Origin of the sequence: Microbacterium sp. 3J1 (assembly GCF_001049495.1) — a bacterium.
Classification (GTDB): Bacteria; Actinomycetota; Actinomycetes; order Actinomycetales; family Microbacteriaceae; genus Microbacterium.
Map to the genome: position 1 here is coordinate 41,641 of NZ_CDWI01000008.1, position 17,910 is coordinate 59,550.

Below are 17,910 nucleotides of genomic sequence, written 5' to 3' on the forward strand. Positions count from 1 at the left end.
CGTGTCGTCGGGCGAGCCCGCATCACCGCCCTCCCCCTACGCAGGATGCGGCGACGCCACTGCTCTGCGGATCGGCGACTGCTGAAGACGCAGAGGATCTCGACCGCGGCGGCGTGGGGAGGGAGACGCTCTCGTACGACCGCCGGGCACCCGCTCGTTCCGACTGGCACCCGGAGGTCTCGACATCAGTGGCACGCGGGGCGCCTTGCGGCAGACCCCCTGGGAGGACAGCAACAGTGAGCGAACGCCTGGAATCCGGACGACGGTGGGCACGACGGCTGCGGCGTCCATCTGCGCGGCGGCTGCGGATGACCGCGGCGATCATCGCGACGGCGACCCTGATCGCCGGTGCCGTCGCGGTGGCGACACCCGCCGTCTCGGCTCCGGACCACGAGCTGGAGATCACCAGTCTCGCCTTCTCGGGGATCGATCAGAACCGCGGCGACGGCGTGTGCAGGACCGCAGAAGGAACGTGCACGCTGCGCGCCGCCCTCGAGGAGTCCAATGCCCTCCAGGGCGCCCCCGGCGACGTCGTGATCACCGTGCGGGCCGGCCTCACGGGAACCATCAGACCGGTGCTGGTCCGCTCCGACGCCAACTGGATGCAGACGAATGCCGTGTCGACGTGGGACCAGGGTGCCTTCTATCGCATCACGGCACCGGTGACGCTCGACCTCGACAACCGCGTCTCGATCGTGCCGACGTCCGAGGCGGTGGAGGCGGCCGCATTCGACATCGACGGACAGGATGTCGTGCTCAAGAACTTCACCGACATCCTCTCCAGCGGCACGTCCATCGTGATGAGCGAGCGCTCGAAGCGCGTCTCCCTCGTGGGCGGCTCGACCGTCACGCGCGAGAACTACTACCCGGAGCGCTTCGTCGTCTACCGACAGGGCGCCAGCGACATCTCGGTGAGCGACTACGAGCTGCAGGGGTTCTACCACGAGGGTCTGCAGACCTCGGGGCTCTTCCTCTTCAACGCCACGACCTCGGCTCCGATGAAGAACATCAGCATCTCCCGCGTCAAGGTGAACTACACATCGGGCGGCACCTGCACCGGCTCCGACGGTTCGGGCTGCCGGACCAACCTGACGACCTTCTTCCCGCGCGACGCCAACGTCGTGCTCGACGGCTTCTCCTTCACCGACTCGACCGTGAAGAACCTGTCGTCGGCGGTGGCCTTCAAGTTCTCGAACAGCCCGACGACCGGCGTGACGCTGTCGAACCTCGACATCTCGGGGAACCAGTTCCTGAACTCCATCGGCAGCGGCGCGGGAGACGAGAACGCGTTCATCACGCTGCCGCCCGGAACCCTCAGCGGTGACAACCGGATCGCGCGCAACGACATCGTGCGCGCGACGTCAGGTCAGACCATCGCGGTCCGCTGGGACGGCCTCACCCGCAGCGGCACGGTGCCGAGCGGACTCAGCATCACCGACAACCACTTCGACGGCTACGAGTCGAGCATCCGTCTCTCCCGCAGCGGACTGACCACCGTCTCCGGCAACACCTTCGGCACCCGCTCCGGCTCTCAGGGCCGACCGGCCACCGCCGAGGAGACCGCCGACGGAGGGGCGCTCCTCGTCGACAACAGCGGAGCGGCCTCGAACCTCGCCGTGTCGACCTGGTACCCGACGGCGAACGCGGCGGTCGTGGCTGCACCGTCGAGCACCGCGCTCGTCGCCACGCCTCGCACCCCCTTCACGGGCGGGACCTGCACGGCGGAGTTCACCGTGCAGAAGCCGACCACCGGGCAGAGCATCCCCAGCGGCCCCGTCTCGCTCGACATCTACTGGACGGCCGATCGGACCGGCGAGATCCACCTCGGGCGCGTGACCGGAGTGACCGCCTCGTCGGCATCCGTCGCCTTCTCGCTCCCCGTAGGCCCCGTGCCGCTCCCTGGCGCCGTCGTCCCCGGCTCGGCACAGGCGGTGAACGCCACCACGGGCGATGTCTCCGGTTTCGTGCGCATGCAGACGCATGTCGAGACGGCCCCGCAGCTCACGTCCTCGCAGTTCAGCCGCACGGTCGCGGTCTCCGGCAACTGCCGGCCGACGATCGCCCTCGACCAGGCCGCCGGCCAGAACGACCCCACCATGGCTCGCGATCTGCATTACGTGCTCACGTCGTCGCTGCCTCTCGACCCGACGACCGTCACCGCCGACGACATCCAGCTCACCGCTGCGGCGACGGCGGAGACCCTCGACCCTGAGCGTCTGGACCCGCGGGTCACGGCCGTCACTCCGGTCGCGGGGAAGAACGGGCTCGAGTTCGACGTGGTCGCGCGAGTCGACGACTCCGCGACCGTCTCGGCGAGCCTGGCCGCCGGGCGCGTCACGTCGACGGCGGGACTCACGAACCCCGCTGCCGCCGTCTCTGCGGACCCCCGGATCACCTTCGTGAACCCGCTGCAGGTGACGCCGTCTCGCTTCACCCTCGTGACGGGAGACGACAAGGGCAAGAGGTACACGATCGTGCTGCGCGCCGGCGCCCCCGTGCCGAGCGCGCCCGTGAGCTTCTCCTCGCAGATCGACGCGGTGGGGACGGAACACGGAGTCGGCCTCTCGACCTCCTCCCCGGTCATCGCCCCCGGCAGCCGGTCGACCGAGCCCGTCATCGTGAAGGCCGCCGACGGAGACGTCGTCGCGAACACCGAGACCACCATCACGGCGACCGTCGCATCCGATGACTCCCAGTACGACGGACTGGTCGCGCCGTCGGTGAGTGCGTTCCTGTTCGCCACCGACCCGACGATCGAGATCGAGAAGCGTGCCTACGTCTCGGTGACCGATGCCTCGACACCGGCGACGATCGAGCAGACGGGAACCCCCGCGCTCACGGGTTCGCGTCTGGTCGACGGGCAGGCGGTGTGCTTCGTGTTCACCGTGACGAACAGGTCGGCCGACGACTGGACCACGAACCTCCACGACATCGCCGTCACCGACTCGGACCTGCGCCTGGGCACCGACGGTGTGATCGGCTCGATCTCGCAGCTGGCGGTCGGCGAGAGCGAGAAGGTCGCCGCATGCGGAACGATCGTCTCGAACGCCCCTGCCGACGGGCAGGGCCGATGAACGCCGTCGATTCCACGACCTCCGCGCGCAGGATGCCGCTCATCGCCGGCGCGATCGGTGTCGCCGCGCTGACGGTCGCAGCGATCGGCGCCGTCACCTACGCGCTGTGGTCGTCGGAGGACACGTTCGCCGGGTCGCTCTGGCGGGCCGGCGACCTCTCGATGACCACCGAGGAGGCGTCCTGGCGGCAGATCACCCCGGGCGTGACCGAGCCGAGGTCGGGGAACCTCACCGAGACGCCGACCGACTTCTTCACGATGCCCGGCGACGTCATCGAGATCGTTCAGCCGCTCGAGACGTACCTGCGCGGCGAGAACCTGACGGGCGCACTGAGCGTCGCGTTCGCGGATCCTCTCGCGGTGGAGGCGCAGGAGGACGCCGGCGAGATCGCCGTGAGAGTCCGGGTGGAGGACGCCGACGGCCAGACGGTCGCGACCGGTTCTGCCGACGGACACCCGATGGGCGTGCCCGGCCTCGTCGGCACCACCGAGGGCGAGGTCGACCGATGGTCCGTGATCATCACCGTCGAGGTGCACGGCGACTACGTCTGGACGCTCGGCGACGTGCACAGCGCATCGGGGATCTGGGCTGCGGGCGATCTCATCGTGCGCCTCGACCAGGTGCGCGGCGACGGAGCGGGAGCATGAGACTGCGCAGGACTCTGTCGCTCACCGCCGCGGTCGCGGGCGTCATGACCTTCGGCCTGGTCTCGACCGCGAACGCGCTCTGGACCACCAACGACGCACTCATGGTGCCCGAGCTGCGCACCGGAGCCGTCTCCTTCGGAGCCGCCGCCGATTCCCAGCGGGTGCAGTCGGAATCCGGGGAGCCGGTCGAGATCCGCGTGCCGGGCTCGGAGATCGCGAGGGTTCTCGACGACGGCGGCCTGCGCTCCGATCCCGCGATCTGGCGCTTCGAGGTTGCCGGAGCCGCGCTCGGCATCGCAGGACTCGACTACGACATCGCGCTCGGGCCGCAGGTCTGGCGTGACGGACGCTGGGCCGAACTCGACGACGGCGTGGCCGAAGCCGGCACGCTGCTGGCGGATTCGACGCTGCGCATCTATCCGGCCGGTCTCGGCGACGACTGCTCGGCGATCCCCGATGCGCCCGCAGACCTCGATGGCGCGGCATCCGCGAACGTGCACCTGATCGAGGCATCCGATCGGACGCTGCAGGCGCCCTCGGCGAATCCCGCCGGGGCCGAGATCACCCAGGTCTGGTGCGTCGCGATGCTCTGGAACCATCGGGCCGACGGCCTGTACATCTCCGAGGCGAGCGCTGCGGGGATCGGCGACGACGGGAGCGAGAACCGCGACGTCGACTCCTGGTACGCCGCCGTCGCGTTCCCTGCCTCGCTGGATGCGATCGGCGTCTACGACCACACGGCGTGGGCGGAGGGTACCGGCGACGACGGCACCCTGTCGCGCGATGACTCGTCGTGGAGCGGAACGGTCCGCCCGGACCCGTCAGGGGAACCCGACCTCGTCGTGCGCATCGACCCCCGTGTCACGAACGCGAACCCCGCCGTCCCTCCGGGCGATCACGCCACGCGATAGCGCTCAGCCCCACCTGGACCCACCCGACCCTCCCGACCCGCCAGACCGCCCCGGACGCCCCGAGAGCGCCGGCGCGCACCACCCGACCACCATCAAGAAGGAGCACCCACATGAACACCGAAAACCCTCAGATCATCGTCGTGACCGAAGAGAAGAAGAAGCGCCGCGGCGCACTGCTGCTCGTCGCCGGCGGCGCCGCCGCACTGCTCGCGGGCGGTTCGACGTTCGCGCTGTGGACGGCGACCGACGGCTTCACCGGCGGCCAGATCACGGCCGGCGACCTCGACGTCGTGCAGACCGCGGACACGACCTTCTGGGACGTCTCCGCCGACCGTGACGACGCGACCGCCACCGTCACCGGGACCGACGGATCGCAGCTCGGCCACGCCCTCACCCCGACGGATGCGTCGACCTGGCGGATCGTGCCCGGCGACAAGGTCGCGGCCTCGTTCTCGGCCGACGTCACCCTCGAGGGCGACAACCTCGTCGGTCGTCTCTCACTCGACGGCCTGACCGCGAACGAGTACGACATCAGCGGCATGACCTACACCTACGAGGTGTACCAGGACGGCGCTCTCGTGCAGACCGAGATCGCGCTGCCCGTCACGGCAGATGCGACGCTGCTGTACCTCTCGGCGCCGCAGACGGGCCAGAACGCGGGCCTCGAGGACGCGAACGGCACCACCGTGCTCTCGATGGCAGCGACGACGGAGGACGTGACGGTCGTCGTCTACGGCGCCTTCTCGTCGGACGTCACCGACCGCACCGACGTCACGCTCGCCGACACGCTGTCCGGGCTGAACCTCAAGCTCGAGCAGGTTCGCGACATCGGCGAGCAGTTCTAAGCCCCCATCTCCGGAGGCGCCCCGCGACCGGGGCGCCTCCTTCGTTCATCACGACCTCGAGGCGAGACGTACCCATGCGCACTGCAGACACGATTCAGAAGAGCTGGTACGAGTCGCCCTGGCGCATCGCCGGGCGGGCCGTGTCGCTCGCACTCGCGGTGACCGTTCTCGCGCTCATCGCCGCGCTCCTCGTGATCCCGAGAGTGACCGGCGGCTCCTCCCTCACCGTGCTCACGGGTTCCATGGAACCCGTTCTCGAGCCGGGCGACATCGTCGCGGTGCGCGGCGTCGCCCCCGACGCGGTGTGCGCCGAGATCGGCGTCGGCGACATCGTCACCTACCTCCCGGACCCCGGCGACCCGACGCTCATCACCCACCGCGTCGTCGGGAAGACCGTCGGCACGTTCGACGACGGCACCGACTGCCGGCTCATCACCCGGGGCGACGCCAACTCAGCGGCGGACCCACCCGTGTCGCCCGAGCAGGTCCGCGGTGCCTTCCTCTACAGCCTCCCGGCGCTCGGCTGGGTGCGTCAGTGGGCCACCGAGAACATCATCGTCCTGGGCCTCGCACTCGGTGCCGGTCTTCTCGCCTACGGCGTCTGGACGACCTTCCGCCGGCCGCGGACCCGCGTGCTCATGACCTCCGGCTCCGCCGGGGTCGCTGCGGCGTCAGCGCCCGCCGCCGCAGTATCCGCCGCAGCATCCGCGTCCGGTGACCTCCGGATCCGGGAACTCGACCTCAGAGAGCGCGAGCTCGCGCTCCGCGAGGAAGAACTCCACCTCGCGCGACTCCGGCTGCTGCCGTTCGACGACGACTCCTTCCGCGGGGTGCTGTCGAGCGCGACGACACACGAGAAGAGCCGATGATGCACGACCTCTACACCTACCCTGCGACCGCGTTCGGCGCAGCCCGCGATGTCGATGGCGCCCTCCAGGAGGCGCGCCGTCGCAACCGCCGGTCGTCGTACCTCGCCGGGATCCTCGCTCTCGTCATCCTGCTCACGCTCGCGGGGGTGCTGTCGGCCGCGGGCGTGCTGCCGGCGATCCCGAGCGGTCATCCCACCGCCATCGCACCGGCCGAGCCGCCCGTCGGCCCTGCCGCGGCCCCCCGCGGCGGGGCATCGACACCGGCATCCGATGGTCGCACGGCGTCGTGGGATGCCGTCGCCCACGCCGAGTGGGATGGTCCGGCGACCCATCTGGACTGGTCGGGCCGGGGGTACTCGACGGCCGAGTCGTCGTTCGTCGGCGACCGCGTCGCGACACCGGGCGACAGCACGCGCCGAACCCTTCTGCTGACGAACGACGGCCCTGCGACGGCGGGTCTGACCGTCTCGCTGCGGCTGGACGAGATCGTCGCGGACGACACGAGGAACCCCGGACTCGGCGACGACGTCGAACTGTTCTGGAACGTGGGCGGCGTCGAAGGACGCCAGCCCTACTCCGAGCTCCTGGAGCGATCCGCCGACACGGTGGGGACCGGTCAGGGGCGGACCGGACAGGTGGAGATCGCACAGGTGCGGGTCGCGGAGGGAGACACCGTGGCGGTGGAGATCGGGTTCGAGCTTCCGGCCGCGACCACCTCGCAGCGCAACGAGGGCAGCCCATCGACCGAGCTGGCCTTCGACGTCGTCGCGACCCTGTCGGGTGACGCCGACGCGCAGCCGCAGCGGCTCGCGGCGACGGGTGCGGGGCCCCTCCTCCCCTTCGGGATCGCCGCGGCCCTGCTGCTGCTCCTCGGCCTGCTGCTCTTCGCCCGCCCCCGCCGACGGTGCGACGACTGCTCGCGGATGCTCGGCAGGGACGAATCCTGGGTCGACCTGCGGGAGCACGGCGTCGGTCGGTATCGGGTGTGCCAGCCCTGCGCCCGACTTCACCTCGGGGTGCCGCGCCCTGATGCCGGAGCGGACGATGACGGGACTACTGCAGGGGACGCCTCGCACCACTGAGGAGGGCGCGGATCGGCACGGAAGATCAGCGGGGTGAGCGTGCAGATCGCTCGATTCCGCCGGTTCGGGCCGGTACGTCGCGAGACGGTGGACCTGTTCGATCACCCATTCGAACACGCGGGTCATCCGCGCGAACGCCGCCACCGAGTCGTTTTCCCCGATTCGTCCCCTCTTCCTCCCCGGATGGTGTGGCGGCGTTCACCCCTTGCTCCGTTCTGCACACGATGCCCCGTTTCGCACACGATCTCGGCCCTCCGGTGTGCAGATCGGGGCATCGTGTGCATAACGGGCCGGCCGTGGACAGAGGATGCCGGCCGTGGACAACGGATGCCGGACGGGCGACACGAATCACCCTTGACCCTCCCCGTCAAACCGGTTTACACTCGCAGCATTCGAAGTCATCAAACCGGTTCATCGATCCGTTCGGTGAAGACGGCGCGCACTGCCGAACACCACGAGGAGGTGGCATGAGCCGCACGACGATCGCCGACGTCGCCCGCGAGGCCGGCGTCACCAAGGCCACCGTCTCGCACGCGATGAGCGGCAAGCGTCCCATCTCGGAGGACACGCGGGCCAAGGTCCTCGCTGCGGCTCAGAAGCTCAACTGGGTGCCGAGCCCGAGCGCCCGTGCACTCGCGACGCAGCGGGCCAACGCGATCGCCGTGGTGCTCGCGCGCGACCCCGAGGTCATCGCCAACGACTCGTTCTTCCCCGCCTTCATCGCCGGCGTCGAGTCGGTGCTCGCCGAGACGGAGACCGCGCTGCTGCTTCAGGTCGTGCCCGACCGCGCCGCCGAAGAACGCGCCTACCGGGCACTCGGTCACGGCCGCGCCGACGGCGCCGTGCTGCTCGACCTCCGTGATCACGACTGGCGGGTGCCGCTGCTCGAGGAGCTCGGAATCCCCACGGTCCTCGTCGGCGCGTACGAGCAGCCGACCAGGTTCTCGTGCGTGCGCACCGATGACGCGGCGCCGATCCGCGAGCTCGTCGCGCACCTCAGGGCCCGCGGCCATGAACGCATCGCCCATGTGTCCGGCCCGCTGGACTACGTGCACTCCCGCGCTCGCGCGTCGGCGTACGTCGATGCCTCAGGATCGGATGCGCTGCTCCGCGAAGGCGACTTCACCGCGTCGAGCGGGCGCGAGCGCACGGCCGAACTCCTCGCGCTGCCCGAGCGGCCGACGGCCATCCTGTACGCGAACGACACCATGGCGATCGCCGGTCTCTCGTACGCACGCTCGCACGGGCTCAGCATCCCCCGTGACCTGGCGATCGCCGGATTCGACGACGACCATCTCTCCGCCCACCTCTCCCCCGCTCTCACCAGCGTCTCCTCGGGACCGGCCGCGCGAGGCCGCGCAGCCGCCCGACTGCTGCAGGCCGACATCCTCGGGGCCGAGCCCCGGACCGAGGTCGTCGACTGCAACGTCGTGCACTTCCGTGAGAGCACGAGCCCCGAGAGCACGAGCCCCGAGAGCACCGCCGACTGACAGCACCACCCGAACCCATCGCGTCAAGGAGGACACCATGAAGAAGATCCGTGCAGCAGCACTCGTCGGAGCGGTTGCGCTCGTCGCCACCGGATGCTCGGCCGGAGGAGGAGGTGGAGGGGGCTCGTCGGACGCCACCGGCCCGATCAAGATCTGGCTGTCGAACAACGAGCAGGAGGTCGCGTGGGGTGAGGCCGTCGTCGAGGCGTGGAACGCGGAGCACCCCGACGAGAAGGTCACCGCGCAGGAGATCCCCGCGGGCTCGTCGTCGGAGGAGGCGATCACCGCCGCGATCACCGCGGGCACGGCCCCGTGCCTCGTGTACAACGTGGCGCCCGCGGCGGTCTCCGGCTGGGTGAAGCAGGGCGGGCTCGTCGACCTCAGCTCACTCGACGGCGGCAGCGACTACATCACCGAGCGCGGCGGCGACGTCGACTCGTACGCGACCGACGGCAGCTTCTACCAGCTGCCGTGGAAGTCGAACCCCGTGATGGTGATGTACAACAAGGCGCTGTTCCAGGCGGCGGGCATCGACCCCGAGGACCCGCAGATGAACACTCACGACGCCTTCCTCGAGGGGTCGCGCAAGATCGTCGAGTCGGGCGTGCAGAGCGCGATCTGGCCGGCGCCCACCAGCGAGTTCTACCAGCCGTGGTTCGACTTCTACCCGCTGTACCTCGCCGAGACCGACGGCACGATGCTCGTCGAGGACGCGGCGGCGACGGTCGACTCGGATGCCGGTCGCACCGTCGCGGAGTTCTGGAAGACCTTCTACGACGAGAAGCTCTCGCCGAACGAGGCGTCGACCGACGACGCGATGTCGGCCGGCACCACCGCCATGCAGCTCGCGGGACCGTGGGCGATCCCCTCGTACGCCGAGACGGTCGACGTCGGCTTCATGCCGGTGCCGACGAGCGACGGGCGCGAGAACCCGACGACCTTCGCCGACTCCAAGAGCGTCTCGATGTTCACCGCCTGCGAGAACCAGGGCACGGCATGGGAGTTCCTGCAGTTCTCGACGAGCGAGGAGAGCGACGGGCGGCTGCTCGAGGAGACCGGGCAGATGCCGATGCGCACCGACCTCACCGAGACCTACGCCGACTACTTCGAAGCCAACCCGAACTACGTGGCGTTCGCGGAGCAGGCGGAGGCGACGGCCGACGTGCCCAGCATCCCCAACTCCGTCGAGGCGTGGCAGGCGTTCCGTGACGAATACTCCTCCGCGGTGATCTTCGGCAAGGAGTCGATCGACGACTTCCTGAAGAACGCGACCACGAAGATCGACGAGCTCGTCGCCGAGTGATGAGCCGATCATGACGCTCCGAGACGACGCGGTCGCGGACGTGGCCGGGGGCTCACACGCCCCCACCCCGCCCCCGGCCCGGTCACCGGGATCACGGCTGCGCACCCGCATCCTGGGTGCGCAGCCCATCGGCGGGCTCTTCGCGCTGCCGTACCTCGTGTTCGTGCTGGCCATCTTCGCGTTCCCGCTCGGATTCGCGGTCTACATCGCCTTCCACGACTACTTCTTCACGGCACCGGGAGCCGTGGTCGAGCGCCCGTTCGTCGGGTTCGACAACTTCGTCACGGTGCTCACAGACCCGAGGGTGCTCGGATCGTTCCGCAACACGCTGGTCTTCCTCGTCATCAACGTGCCCCTCACGGCGGTCCTGGCACTGGTGCTCGCTGCGGCGCTCAACACCGGCATCCGCTGGGTCGCCGCCTATCGCGTGGCGTTCTACGTGCCGTACCTCACGGCGAGCGTCTCGCTCGTCGGCGTGTGGATGCTGCTGTTCTCGGGCAATGGGCTGATCAACACGATCCTCGGGCCGCTCGCCCCCGACCCGTCGTGGCTCGTGAACAGCGGGCTGGCGATGCCGATGATCGCGCTGTACGTCACCTGGAAGCAGCTGGGGTTCTACATCCTGCTCTATCTCGCGGCTCTGCAGAATGTGCCGAAGGAGCTCTACGAGTCGGCCGAGACCGACGGTGCCGGGGCGTTCTCTCGCTTCTGGAACGTCACGGTCCCGGGTGTGCGCAGCGCCACCACGCTCGTGCTCATCCTGTCGATCATCACCGGCGCGAACCTCTTCACCGAGCCGTACCTGCTCACGAACGGCGGCGGCCCCGACGGCGCCTCGTCGACACCCGTGCTGCTCATCTACCAGCTGGGCATCCAGCAGCAGAACCCCGACACCGCGGCCGCGATCGGCATGATCCTCGTGATCCTCGTCGGGATGCTGTCGCTCGCCGCCAACCGCGCCACGAGGGAGCGATGATGACCCGCCGCAGACGTTCGCCCATCCGCATCCTGAGCCTCATCCTGCTCACGGTCGCAGCCGTCGGCTTCGCCTTCCCGTTCTACTTCATGCTCGTCGGGGCGTTCCAGGAGAGCCCGACGAACTCTCCGAGCGAGCTCTTCCCGACCAGTGGCTGGACGGTCGACAACTTCGTCGCCATCGACTCGCGCATCGATCTGGCCGGCTCGCTTCTCAACTCGCTGATCTTCACCGCCGGCGTGCTGCTCGGCACGGTCGTGTTCGGACTCCTCGCGGGGTATGCGATCGCACGACTCGACTTCCGTGGTCGCGGTGTCGTCTGGGTGCTGATGCTGCTCGTGCAGATGGTGCCTTTCCAGCTGCTGATGATCCCGCTGTACGTGCAGATCACGCGCAACTACGGCCTCGGCGACTCGTATCTGGGCATGATCCTGCCGTTCCTCATCAACACCACCGCGGTGTTCATCTTCGTGCAGTTCTTCAAAGCGCTCCCGGTGGAGATCTTCGAGGCCGCGCGCATCGACGGTGCCGGCGAGATCCGCCTGCTCACGTCGGTCGCGATCCCGTTGATCAAGCCGGTGCTCGTGACGGTCGTGCTCGTGACATTCATCGGGCCGTGGAACGAGTTCCTCTGGCCTTTCCTCATCACGAAGGATGCGACGCTGCAGCCGCTCGCCGTATCGCTCGCCAACTACATCTCGAACGTCGCGCAGTCCACGGCCAACCCGAACGGCGCGATCCTCGCCGGCGCCACCGCGCTGGCGTTCCCCGTCGTGATCCTGTTCATCGTCTTCCAGCGCTTCTTCACCGCCACCGACCTCGGCGCAGCCGTCAAAGGCTAGCCAGAAAGGCATCCATGTTCACCGGAGCATCCTTCCCCCTCGGTCCGTTCACCCCCTACGAGGGCAACCCGATCCTGCGCCCCAAGGGCGACAGCTGGGAGTCGGCGAACCTCTACAACCCGGCCGCGCTCGTCGACGGCGACGAGGTCGTGCTGCTCTACCGCGCGCACGCCGACGACATCGTGTCGCACATCGGCCTCGCCCGGTCTCGCGACGGCGTGACCTTCGAGCGCGAAGACGCGCCCATCCTGTCGCCGTCCGAGGACTACGAGCGCTACGGATGCGAGGATCCGCGCATCGCGCTCATCGACGGGACCTACTACCTGACCTACACCGGCTGGGACCGACGCAGCGCGCAGCTCTGCCTGGCGACCTCCCCCGATCTGCACACGTGGACCAAGCACGGCCCGCTGTTCGACGACTTCGACACCTTCAAGACCATGGATCCTCGGGGCTTCAACTGGTCGAAGGCCGGTGTGATCGTGCCGCAGCGGATGCACGGGAAGTGGTGGATGTATTTCGGCGAGGGCGGCATCTACTGGGCGACCAGCGACGACCTCATCCATTGGACACCCGGCACCGCCGACACCGAGCCCATGTACTCGCCGACGCCCGGCACCTGGGACGAGGCGCTCGTCGAGATCGGCACGTCGCCGGTCGTCACCGACAACGGACTGCTCGTGATGCTGACGAACGGCGCGACTCGGACCGTGCACGACGACGGCACGGTCGACGTCGACTACCGCTGCGGGCAGATCGCGATCGACCCGGACGAGCCGACGAAGGTCATCGCCCGGCTGCAGGAGCCGTGGCTGCGACCGCAGACGTTCGAGGACCTGCACGGCCTGGTGTCGAACGTCACGTTCGTGGAGGGACTGGTGAAGTTCGAGGGGAAGTGGTTCGCCTACTACGGGCAGTCCGACACGACGCTGGCCGTCGCGATCCACGACCCTTCGCAGCCGTGGGGGCGGGCCCTGCGCGACCCGGGTCCGACCGGAGCGGCGGGTTCGACCGCATCCGAGGAGTCGTGACATGGCCATCTCGCGTCGCACCTTCCTCACCGCCGCGGCAGCCAGCTCTGCGCTCGCACTGCTGCCGACGGATGCCGCCACCGGCCACGCGACGGCATCCGCTCGCCCGCTCCCGCTGCCGGGATCGCTGCCTGCATCGCTGCCGACCGAGGCGGAGGGCGGCCGTCGGCTGACGAACCTCGGGCACCTGCGGTTCCTCCTCGCCGACGTGCCGGTGGTCGCGTCGGCCACCCACACGACATACGCGATCGACGCCGAGCCGATCGTGCTCGCACCGTGGACCTACGCCGACACCGACGGCGCCGGCGGCTACCGGCCGGTAGGCGGCGGCACGCGCGATGCCGTGACCGGGTACTGGACGCAGGGCGCGTACAACGCCGACGACATCGCCCGCGCGGCCGTCGTCTTCCTCCGGGACTGGAAGGCGTCCGGCGACCCCCGAAGCCGCGACGAGGCGCGGCAGGTGCTGCGATCGCTCGCGTTCCTGCAGACGGCCACCGGAGCGAACGCGGGCCGGGTCGTGCTCTGGCAGCAGGAGGACGGCACGCTGAACCCGAGCGCGATCCCGGTCGAGCTGCCCGATCCGTCCGACTCCGCGGAATCGTACTGGCTCGCCCGCACGGTGTGGGCTTTCGGCGAGGGGTACGCGGCGTTCCTCTCTGAAGACGCCGATTTCGCGGCGTTCCTGCTGTCGCGGCTCCACCTCGCGCTGGACGCGCTCGGGCGGGAGTCCCTCTCGCGAGCGGGCCAGTGGGTGCGAAGCGACGGGCGACGGCTGCCCGCGTGGCTCATCGCCGGAGGGGCGGATGCCACGTCCGAGGCCATGCTCGGACTCGCCGCCGCGGCCGAGGTCGGCGACGCGCGCAGTCGGCAGGCGCTCGACACGTACGGCGAGGGTGTCGCCGCCATGGCGACCGACCCCGCCGCGGGCTGGCCGTTCGGCGCAGTGCTGCCGTGGACCGGATCTCTCGGCTTCTGGCACGCCTGGGGCGCGGCGGCTCCCGAGGCGCTCGCTCGAGGCGGTGCGCTGCGGGGACGGCGCGACTGGATCAGGGCGTCGATCGCGGATGCCGGGTCGTTCACGCCGCTGGTGCTCGCCTCCGGCGGACCGCACAACGCCTGGGCGCCACTGCCCGCGGAGGCGCAGATCGCATACGGCGCCCACGGGCGCGTCGCGGGAGCCGTTGCCGCGGCCGCCGTCGCCGGCGAGGGACTGCGTGTGCTCGCCGGACTCGCCGCCGGGTGGTTCTTCGGGGCGAATACCGCCGGAGTCCCCGTCTACGACCCGACGACCGGCGTCACATTCGACGGCGTCGAGACCGACGGACGGGTCAACCGCAACTCCGGCGCGGAGTCGACGATCCACGGGCTGCTGACGATGCTGCTGCTCGACGCCAACGCCGACATCGCGAAGATCGCGACGTCGATCACGGGGTTGACCTCGTTCTCCGGGCTGCGGGTGGTCGACGCAGAGAATGCCCGGCTCTCCGCGGGCTGCACGATCGTGCGCCCCGCGACCGGTGCGTGGACGGGCGAGGGCAATCTCTCCGGCGGCGCGTACGTGAGGGTGCCTCGCGGCGAGACCGTCGAGTTCGACGTGACCGAGGCGGGCGGCATCCTTCACGGCCTGGTCTGGCGGCAGGCGGCGAACGTCGGCGATGCGGTGTGGGAGGTGTTCCGCGGCCGACGGCGACTGTGGTCGTCGACGACGCCTGCGGGTGGCACCGGCGACCGCGGCCTCACCGAAGCCGACGGCATGCTCGTGCCGCAGCTTCTGGGCGGAGATCTGCCTGCGGACGAGGTCGTCGTGCGCTGCACGAGCCGCGGCGATGTCCGGCTCGACGCGCTGGTGATCCAGCCCGCCGTGTCCACGGCGACGTACGCGACCACGACCGGGGCGGCGGTGCTCTACGCGAACGGCACGACGAGGGATCAGCGGGTCCCGACGCTCGCGCCCGGTGCGGGGCGCGCGTACGAGGCCGACGGCTCTCAGCGCGGTCAGGCGGTCGGCGGCGGGAAGGTCCGGGTGCGCGCGGGCGGGTTCACCATCACCCGCGGATGATGTAGGCGGTCGCCCTGCGGGCGGGGCCGTCATCGGGCTACGGTTGCGGTGTGCCCGCAGACGCTCAGCCTTCTCCTCGACCGGCGCCGCATGCCCCCGCCGGCAAGCTCGTACTCCTCCGCCACGGCGAGACCGAGTGGTCGCGGGCCGGCAGGCACACCGGGCTCACCGACATCCCGCTCACCGCCCGCGGGGAGGATCTCGCCCGCCGCGCCGGGGACCTGGTGTCTGACTACGACTTCTCGATGGTGCTCACCTCGCCTCTGATCCGCGCGCAGCGCACCGCGGAGCTCGCCGGCCTCCGCGCGGAGATCGACCCGCTCCTGGTCGAGTGGGACTACGGCGGGTACGAAGGCCGGACGACGAAGGACATCCGCGCCGAACTCGGTTACGACTGGAGCACGTTCAGCCACGGCGTGATCCCCGGTCGCACCCCTGGGGAGACCGTCGAGGAGGTCGCCGCGCGGGCGTCGCGGGTGCTCACGCGCGTGCTGCCCGCGATGGAGCACGGCGACGTCGCGCTCGTCGCGCACGGTCACTTCCTGCGCATCCTCACCGCGGTGTATCTCTGGCAGGCTCCTCGGTTCGGAGCGCAGATCAGTCTGGATGCGGGGTCGGTCTCGGTGCTGGGCTTCGCGCGGGAGCAGCCCGCGATCCTATCGTGGAACTACGGGCCGGAGCTGCCGTCCGCTCCGGCCGAGTCCTGATCCGACGGGCGACACGCCAGCAGCATCCGATATTTTGAATAACTCAAAATAACCGGATAGGGTCGAGGCATGGACACCGACTACGACACCGCGCTGCGCGATGCGGGTCTGAAGTCGACCGCGGGCCGCGTCGCCGTGCTCGAGGCGATGGAGTCCATGCCCCACACGGATGCGGAGCGGGTCTACCGCGCTGTGTCCGACGTGCTTCCGACGACGTCGATCCAGTCGGTGCACAACATCCTCGCGGACCTGACGACGGCGGGGCTGCTCCGCCGGATCGAACCGGCAGGCTCCGCGGCGCTGTACGAACGGCGCATCGGCGACAACCATCACCACATCGTCTGCACCGCATGCGGCGCGATCGGCGACGTGGACTGCGTCGTCGGCGAAGCGCCGTGCCTCACCCCGTCCTCGGCCGGCGGATTCACCGTCCAGACAGCCGAAGTCACCTTCTGGGGCCTCTGCCCCAGTTGTCAGAACGCCGCGTAGGCGAGTCCGCCGACCGCTCCCGGGGATCCGGGGGTGTCCGTCGCGCCCACGCAGCAGAAGGAGAAGAACATGACCGACCCATCGACCACGCCCCTTCCCCCGACCACGACGCAGACCGGAACCCCGGTCGCGAGCGACGCGCACTCGCTCACCGTCGGAGCGGACGGACCCACCGTCCTGCACGACCGGTACCTCGTCGAGAAGCTCGCGTCGTTCAACCGCGAGCGCGTGCCGGAGCGCAACCCGCACGCCAAGGGCGGCGGAGCGTTCGGAACCTTCACGGTCACGGAGGACGTCTCGGCCTACACCCGCGCCGCCGCGTTCCAGCCGGGCGCCGTGAGCGAGACGCTGCTGCGCTTCTCGTCGGTGGCCGGTGAGCAGGGCTCCCCCGACACCTGGCGCGACGTGCGCGGCTTCGCGCTGCGCTTCTACACCTCCGAGGGCAACCTCGACATCGTCGGCAACAACACCCCGACCTTCTTCCTCCGCGACGCCATGAAGTTCCCGGACTTCATCCACTCGCAGAAGCGCCTCGGCGACTCGGGCCTCCGTGACGCCGACATGCAGTGGGACTTCTGGACGCTCTCCCCCGAGTCCGCCCACCAGGTGACCTACCTCATGGGCGACCGCGGTCTGCCCCGGAGCTGGCGTCACATGAACGGCTACGGCTCGCACACGTACCAGTGGGTCAACGCCGCCGGTGAGCGCTTCTGGGTGCAGTACCACTTCCTCTCCCACCAGGGCGTCGAGGCGATGAGCGCCGAAGAGGCCGAGAAGCTCGCCGGGTCGGATGCCGACTACTACCGCCGCGACCTGTTCGACTCGATCGCGAACGGCGACGCCCCCTCGTGGGACGTCTACGTGCAGGTCATGCCCTACGAAGAGGGAAAGACCTACCGCTTCAACCCGTTCGACCTCACGAAGACCTGGTCGAAGAAGGACTACCCGCGCATCAAGGTCGGCACGTTCACGCTCGACCGCAACCCGCAGAACTTCTTCGCGGAGATCGAGCAGGCGGCGTTCTCGCCCGGCAACCAGGTTCCCGGCACCGGCATCTCGCCCGACAAGATGCTCATGGCGCGCGTCTTCGCCTACTCGGATGCTCAGCGCTACCGCATCGGTGCGAACTACAACCAGCTGCCGGTCAACCAGCCGCACGCGGCCGAGGTGCGCAACTACATGCACGAAGGCCAGATGCAGTACAAGTTCAACCCGGCCGAGCACCGCGTCTACACGCCGAACTCGTTCGGCCCGGCCGGTGGCCCCGCGGCCGACCCGGCAGCCGGTGTCGAGGCGAGCTGGGAGTCGGACGGCGAGCTCATCCGCGCCGCCGCGACCCTGCACCTGGACGACGACGACTTCGGTCAGGCGGGCACGCTGTACCGCATGGTCTTCGATGACGAGCAGCGCGCGCGCTTCCTCGACACGCTGACCGGTCAGGGCCAGGCCATCACGATCGACGCGATCCGCGAGCGCTTCTTCCAGTACTGGACGAACGTGGATGCTGCGCTGGGCGACGCCCTGCGCGCGCGCTTCTGAGCCGCATCCCCCTGATCACGAGACCCATCGGCCCCACGGCCGG

The 17,910-nt window shown here is 69.6% G+C and carries 15 protein-coding genes; all 15 read left to right on the forward strand.

Features of this window, described 5'->3' with window-relative positions; genetic code table 11:
• Positions 1 to 236 precede the first annotated feature (236 nt).
• The 15 genes from BN2660_RS05190 (at position 237) to BN2660_RS05260 (ending at position 17,867) form a co-directional block, all read left to right on the forward strand.
• On the forward strand, positions 237 to 3,074 hold the full coding sequence (locus BN2660_RS05190) for a hypothetical protein (protein ID WP_141651242.1): 2,838 nt from the start codon (positions 237 to 239) through the stop codon (positions 3,072 to 3,074).
• Complete coding sequence (locus BN2660_RS05195) at positions 3,071 to 3,721, forward strand: hypothetical protein (protein ID WP_091228160.1); 651 nt, start codon at positions 3,071 to 3,073, stop codon at positions 3,719 to 3,721. Before BN2660_RS05190 ends, BN2660_RS05195 begins: the two co-directional genes overlap by 4 nt.
• Positions 3,718 to 4,632, forward strand: a complete 915-nt coding sequence (locus tag BN2660_RS05200) for a hypothetical protein (protein ID WP_091228162.1) — start codon at positions 3,718 to 3,720, stop codon at positions 4,630 to 4,632. Before BN2660_RS05195 ends, BN2660_RS05200 begins: the two co-directional genes overlap by 4 nt.
• 110 nt (positions 4,633 to 4,742) lie before the next feature.
• Positions 4,743 to 5,477, forward strand: coding sequence for a SipW-dependent-type signal peptide-containing protein (locus BN2660_RS05205; RefSeq protein WP_091228165.1), 735 nt, complete (start codon positions 4,743 to 4,745; stop codon positions 5,475 to 5,477).
• A gap of 74 nt (positions 5,478 to 5,551) precedes the next feature.
• A complete protein-coding gene (locus BN2660_RS05210) occupies positions 5,552 to 6,346 on the forward strand; it encodes a signal peptidase I (RefSeq protein WP_091228167.1) in 795 nt (264 codons plus the stop codon).
• A complete protein-coding gene (locus BN2660_RS05215) occupies positions 6,343 to 7,428 on the forward strand; it encodes a hypothetical protein (RefSeq protein WP_091228169.1) in 1,086 nt (361 codons plus the stop codon). Before BN2660_RS05210 ends, BN2660_RS05215 begins: the two co-directional genes overlap by 4 nt.
• Positions 7,429 to 7,895: 467 nt before the next feature.
• Positions 7,896 to 8,918 carry a LacI family DNA-binding transcriptional regulator gene (locus BN2660_RS05220; protein WP_091228171.1) on the forward strand — a complete coding sequence of 341 codons (1,023 nt, stop codon included), beginning with the start codon at positions 7,896 to 7,898 and terminating at the stop codon, positions 8,916 to 8,918.
• A gap of 37 nt (positions 8,919 to 8,955) precedes the next feature.
• Entirely contained in the window at positions 8,956 to 10,221 is a 1,266-nt protein-coding gene (locus BN2660_RS05225) for an extracellular solute-binding protein (protein WP_091228173.1), read from the forward strand.
• Between the two features lie 10 nt (positions 10,222 to 10,231).
• Entirely contained in the window at positions 10,232 to 11,197 is a 966-nt protein-coding gene (locus BN2660_RS05230) for a carbohydrate ABC transporter permease (protein ID WP_255305038.1), read from the forward strand.
• A complete protein-coding gene (locus tag BN2660_RS05235; protein WP_091228864.1) occupies positions 11,197 to 12,039 on the forward strand; it encodes a carbohydrate ABC transporter permease in 843 nt (280 codons plus the stop codon). Before BN2660_RS05230 ends, BN2660_RS05235 begins: the two co-directional genes overlap by 1 nt.
• A gap of 14 nt (positions 12,040 to 12,053) precedes the next feature.
• A complete protein-coding gene (locus BN2660_RS05240) occupies positions 12,054 to 13,070 on the forward strand; it encodes a glycoside hydrolase family 130 protein (protein WP_091228175.1) in 1,017 nt (338 codons plus the stop codon).
• A gap of 1 nt (position 13,071) precedes the next feature.
• Positions 13,072 to 15,132, forward strand: a complete 2,061-nt coding sequence (locus tag BN2660_RS05245) for a hypothetical protein (RefSeq protein WP_091228177.1) — start codon at positions 13,072 to 13,074, stop codon at positions 15,130 to 15,132.
• 50 nt (positions 15,133 to 15,182) lie between these two features.
• Positions 15,183 to 15,839, forward strand: a complete 657-nt coding sequence (locus tag BN2660_RS05250; protein ID WP_091228179.1) for a histidine phosphatase family protein — start codon at positions 15,183 to 15,185, stop codon at positions 15,837 to 15,839.
• A 69-nt stretch (positions 15,840 to 15,908) separates the two neighbouring features.
• Positions 15,909 to 16,328, forward strand: a complete 420-nt coding sequence (locus BN2660_RS05255; RefSeq protein ID WP_091228181.1) for a Fur family transcriptional regulator — start codon at positions 15,909 to 15,911, stop codon at positions 16,326 to 16,328.
• Between the two features lie 69 nt (positions 16,329 to 16,397).
• A complete protein-coding gene (locus tag BN2660_RS05260) occupies positions 16,398 to 17,867 on the forward strand; it encodes a catalase (protein ID WP_091228183.1) in 1,470 nt (489 codons plus the stop codon).
• The last annotated feature ends 43 nt before the right edge of the window (positions 17,868 to 17,910 follow it).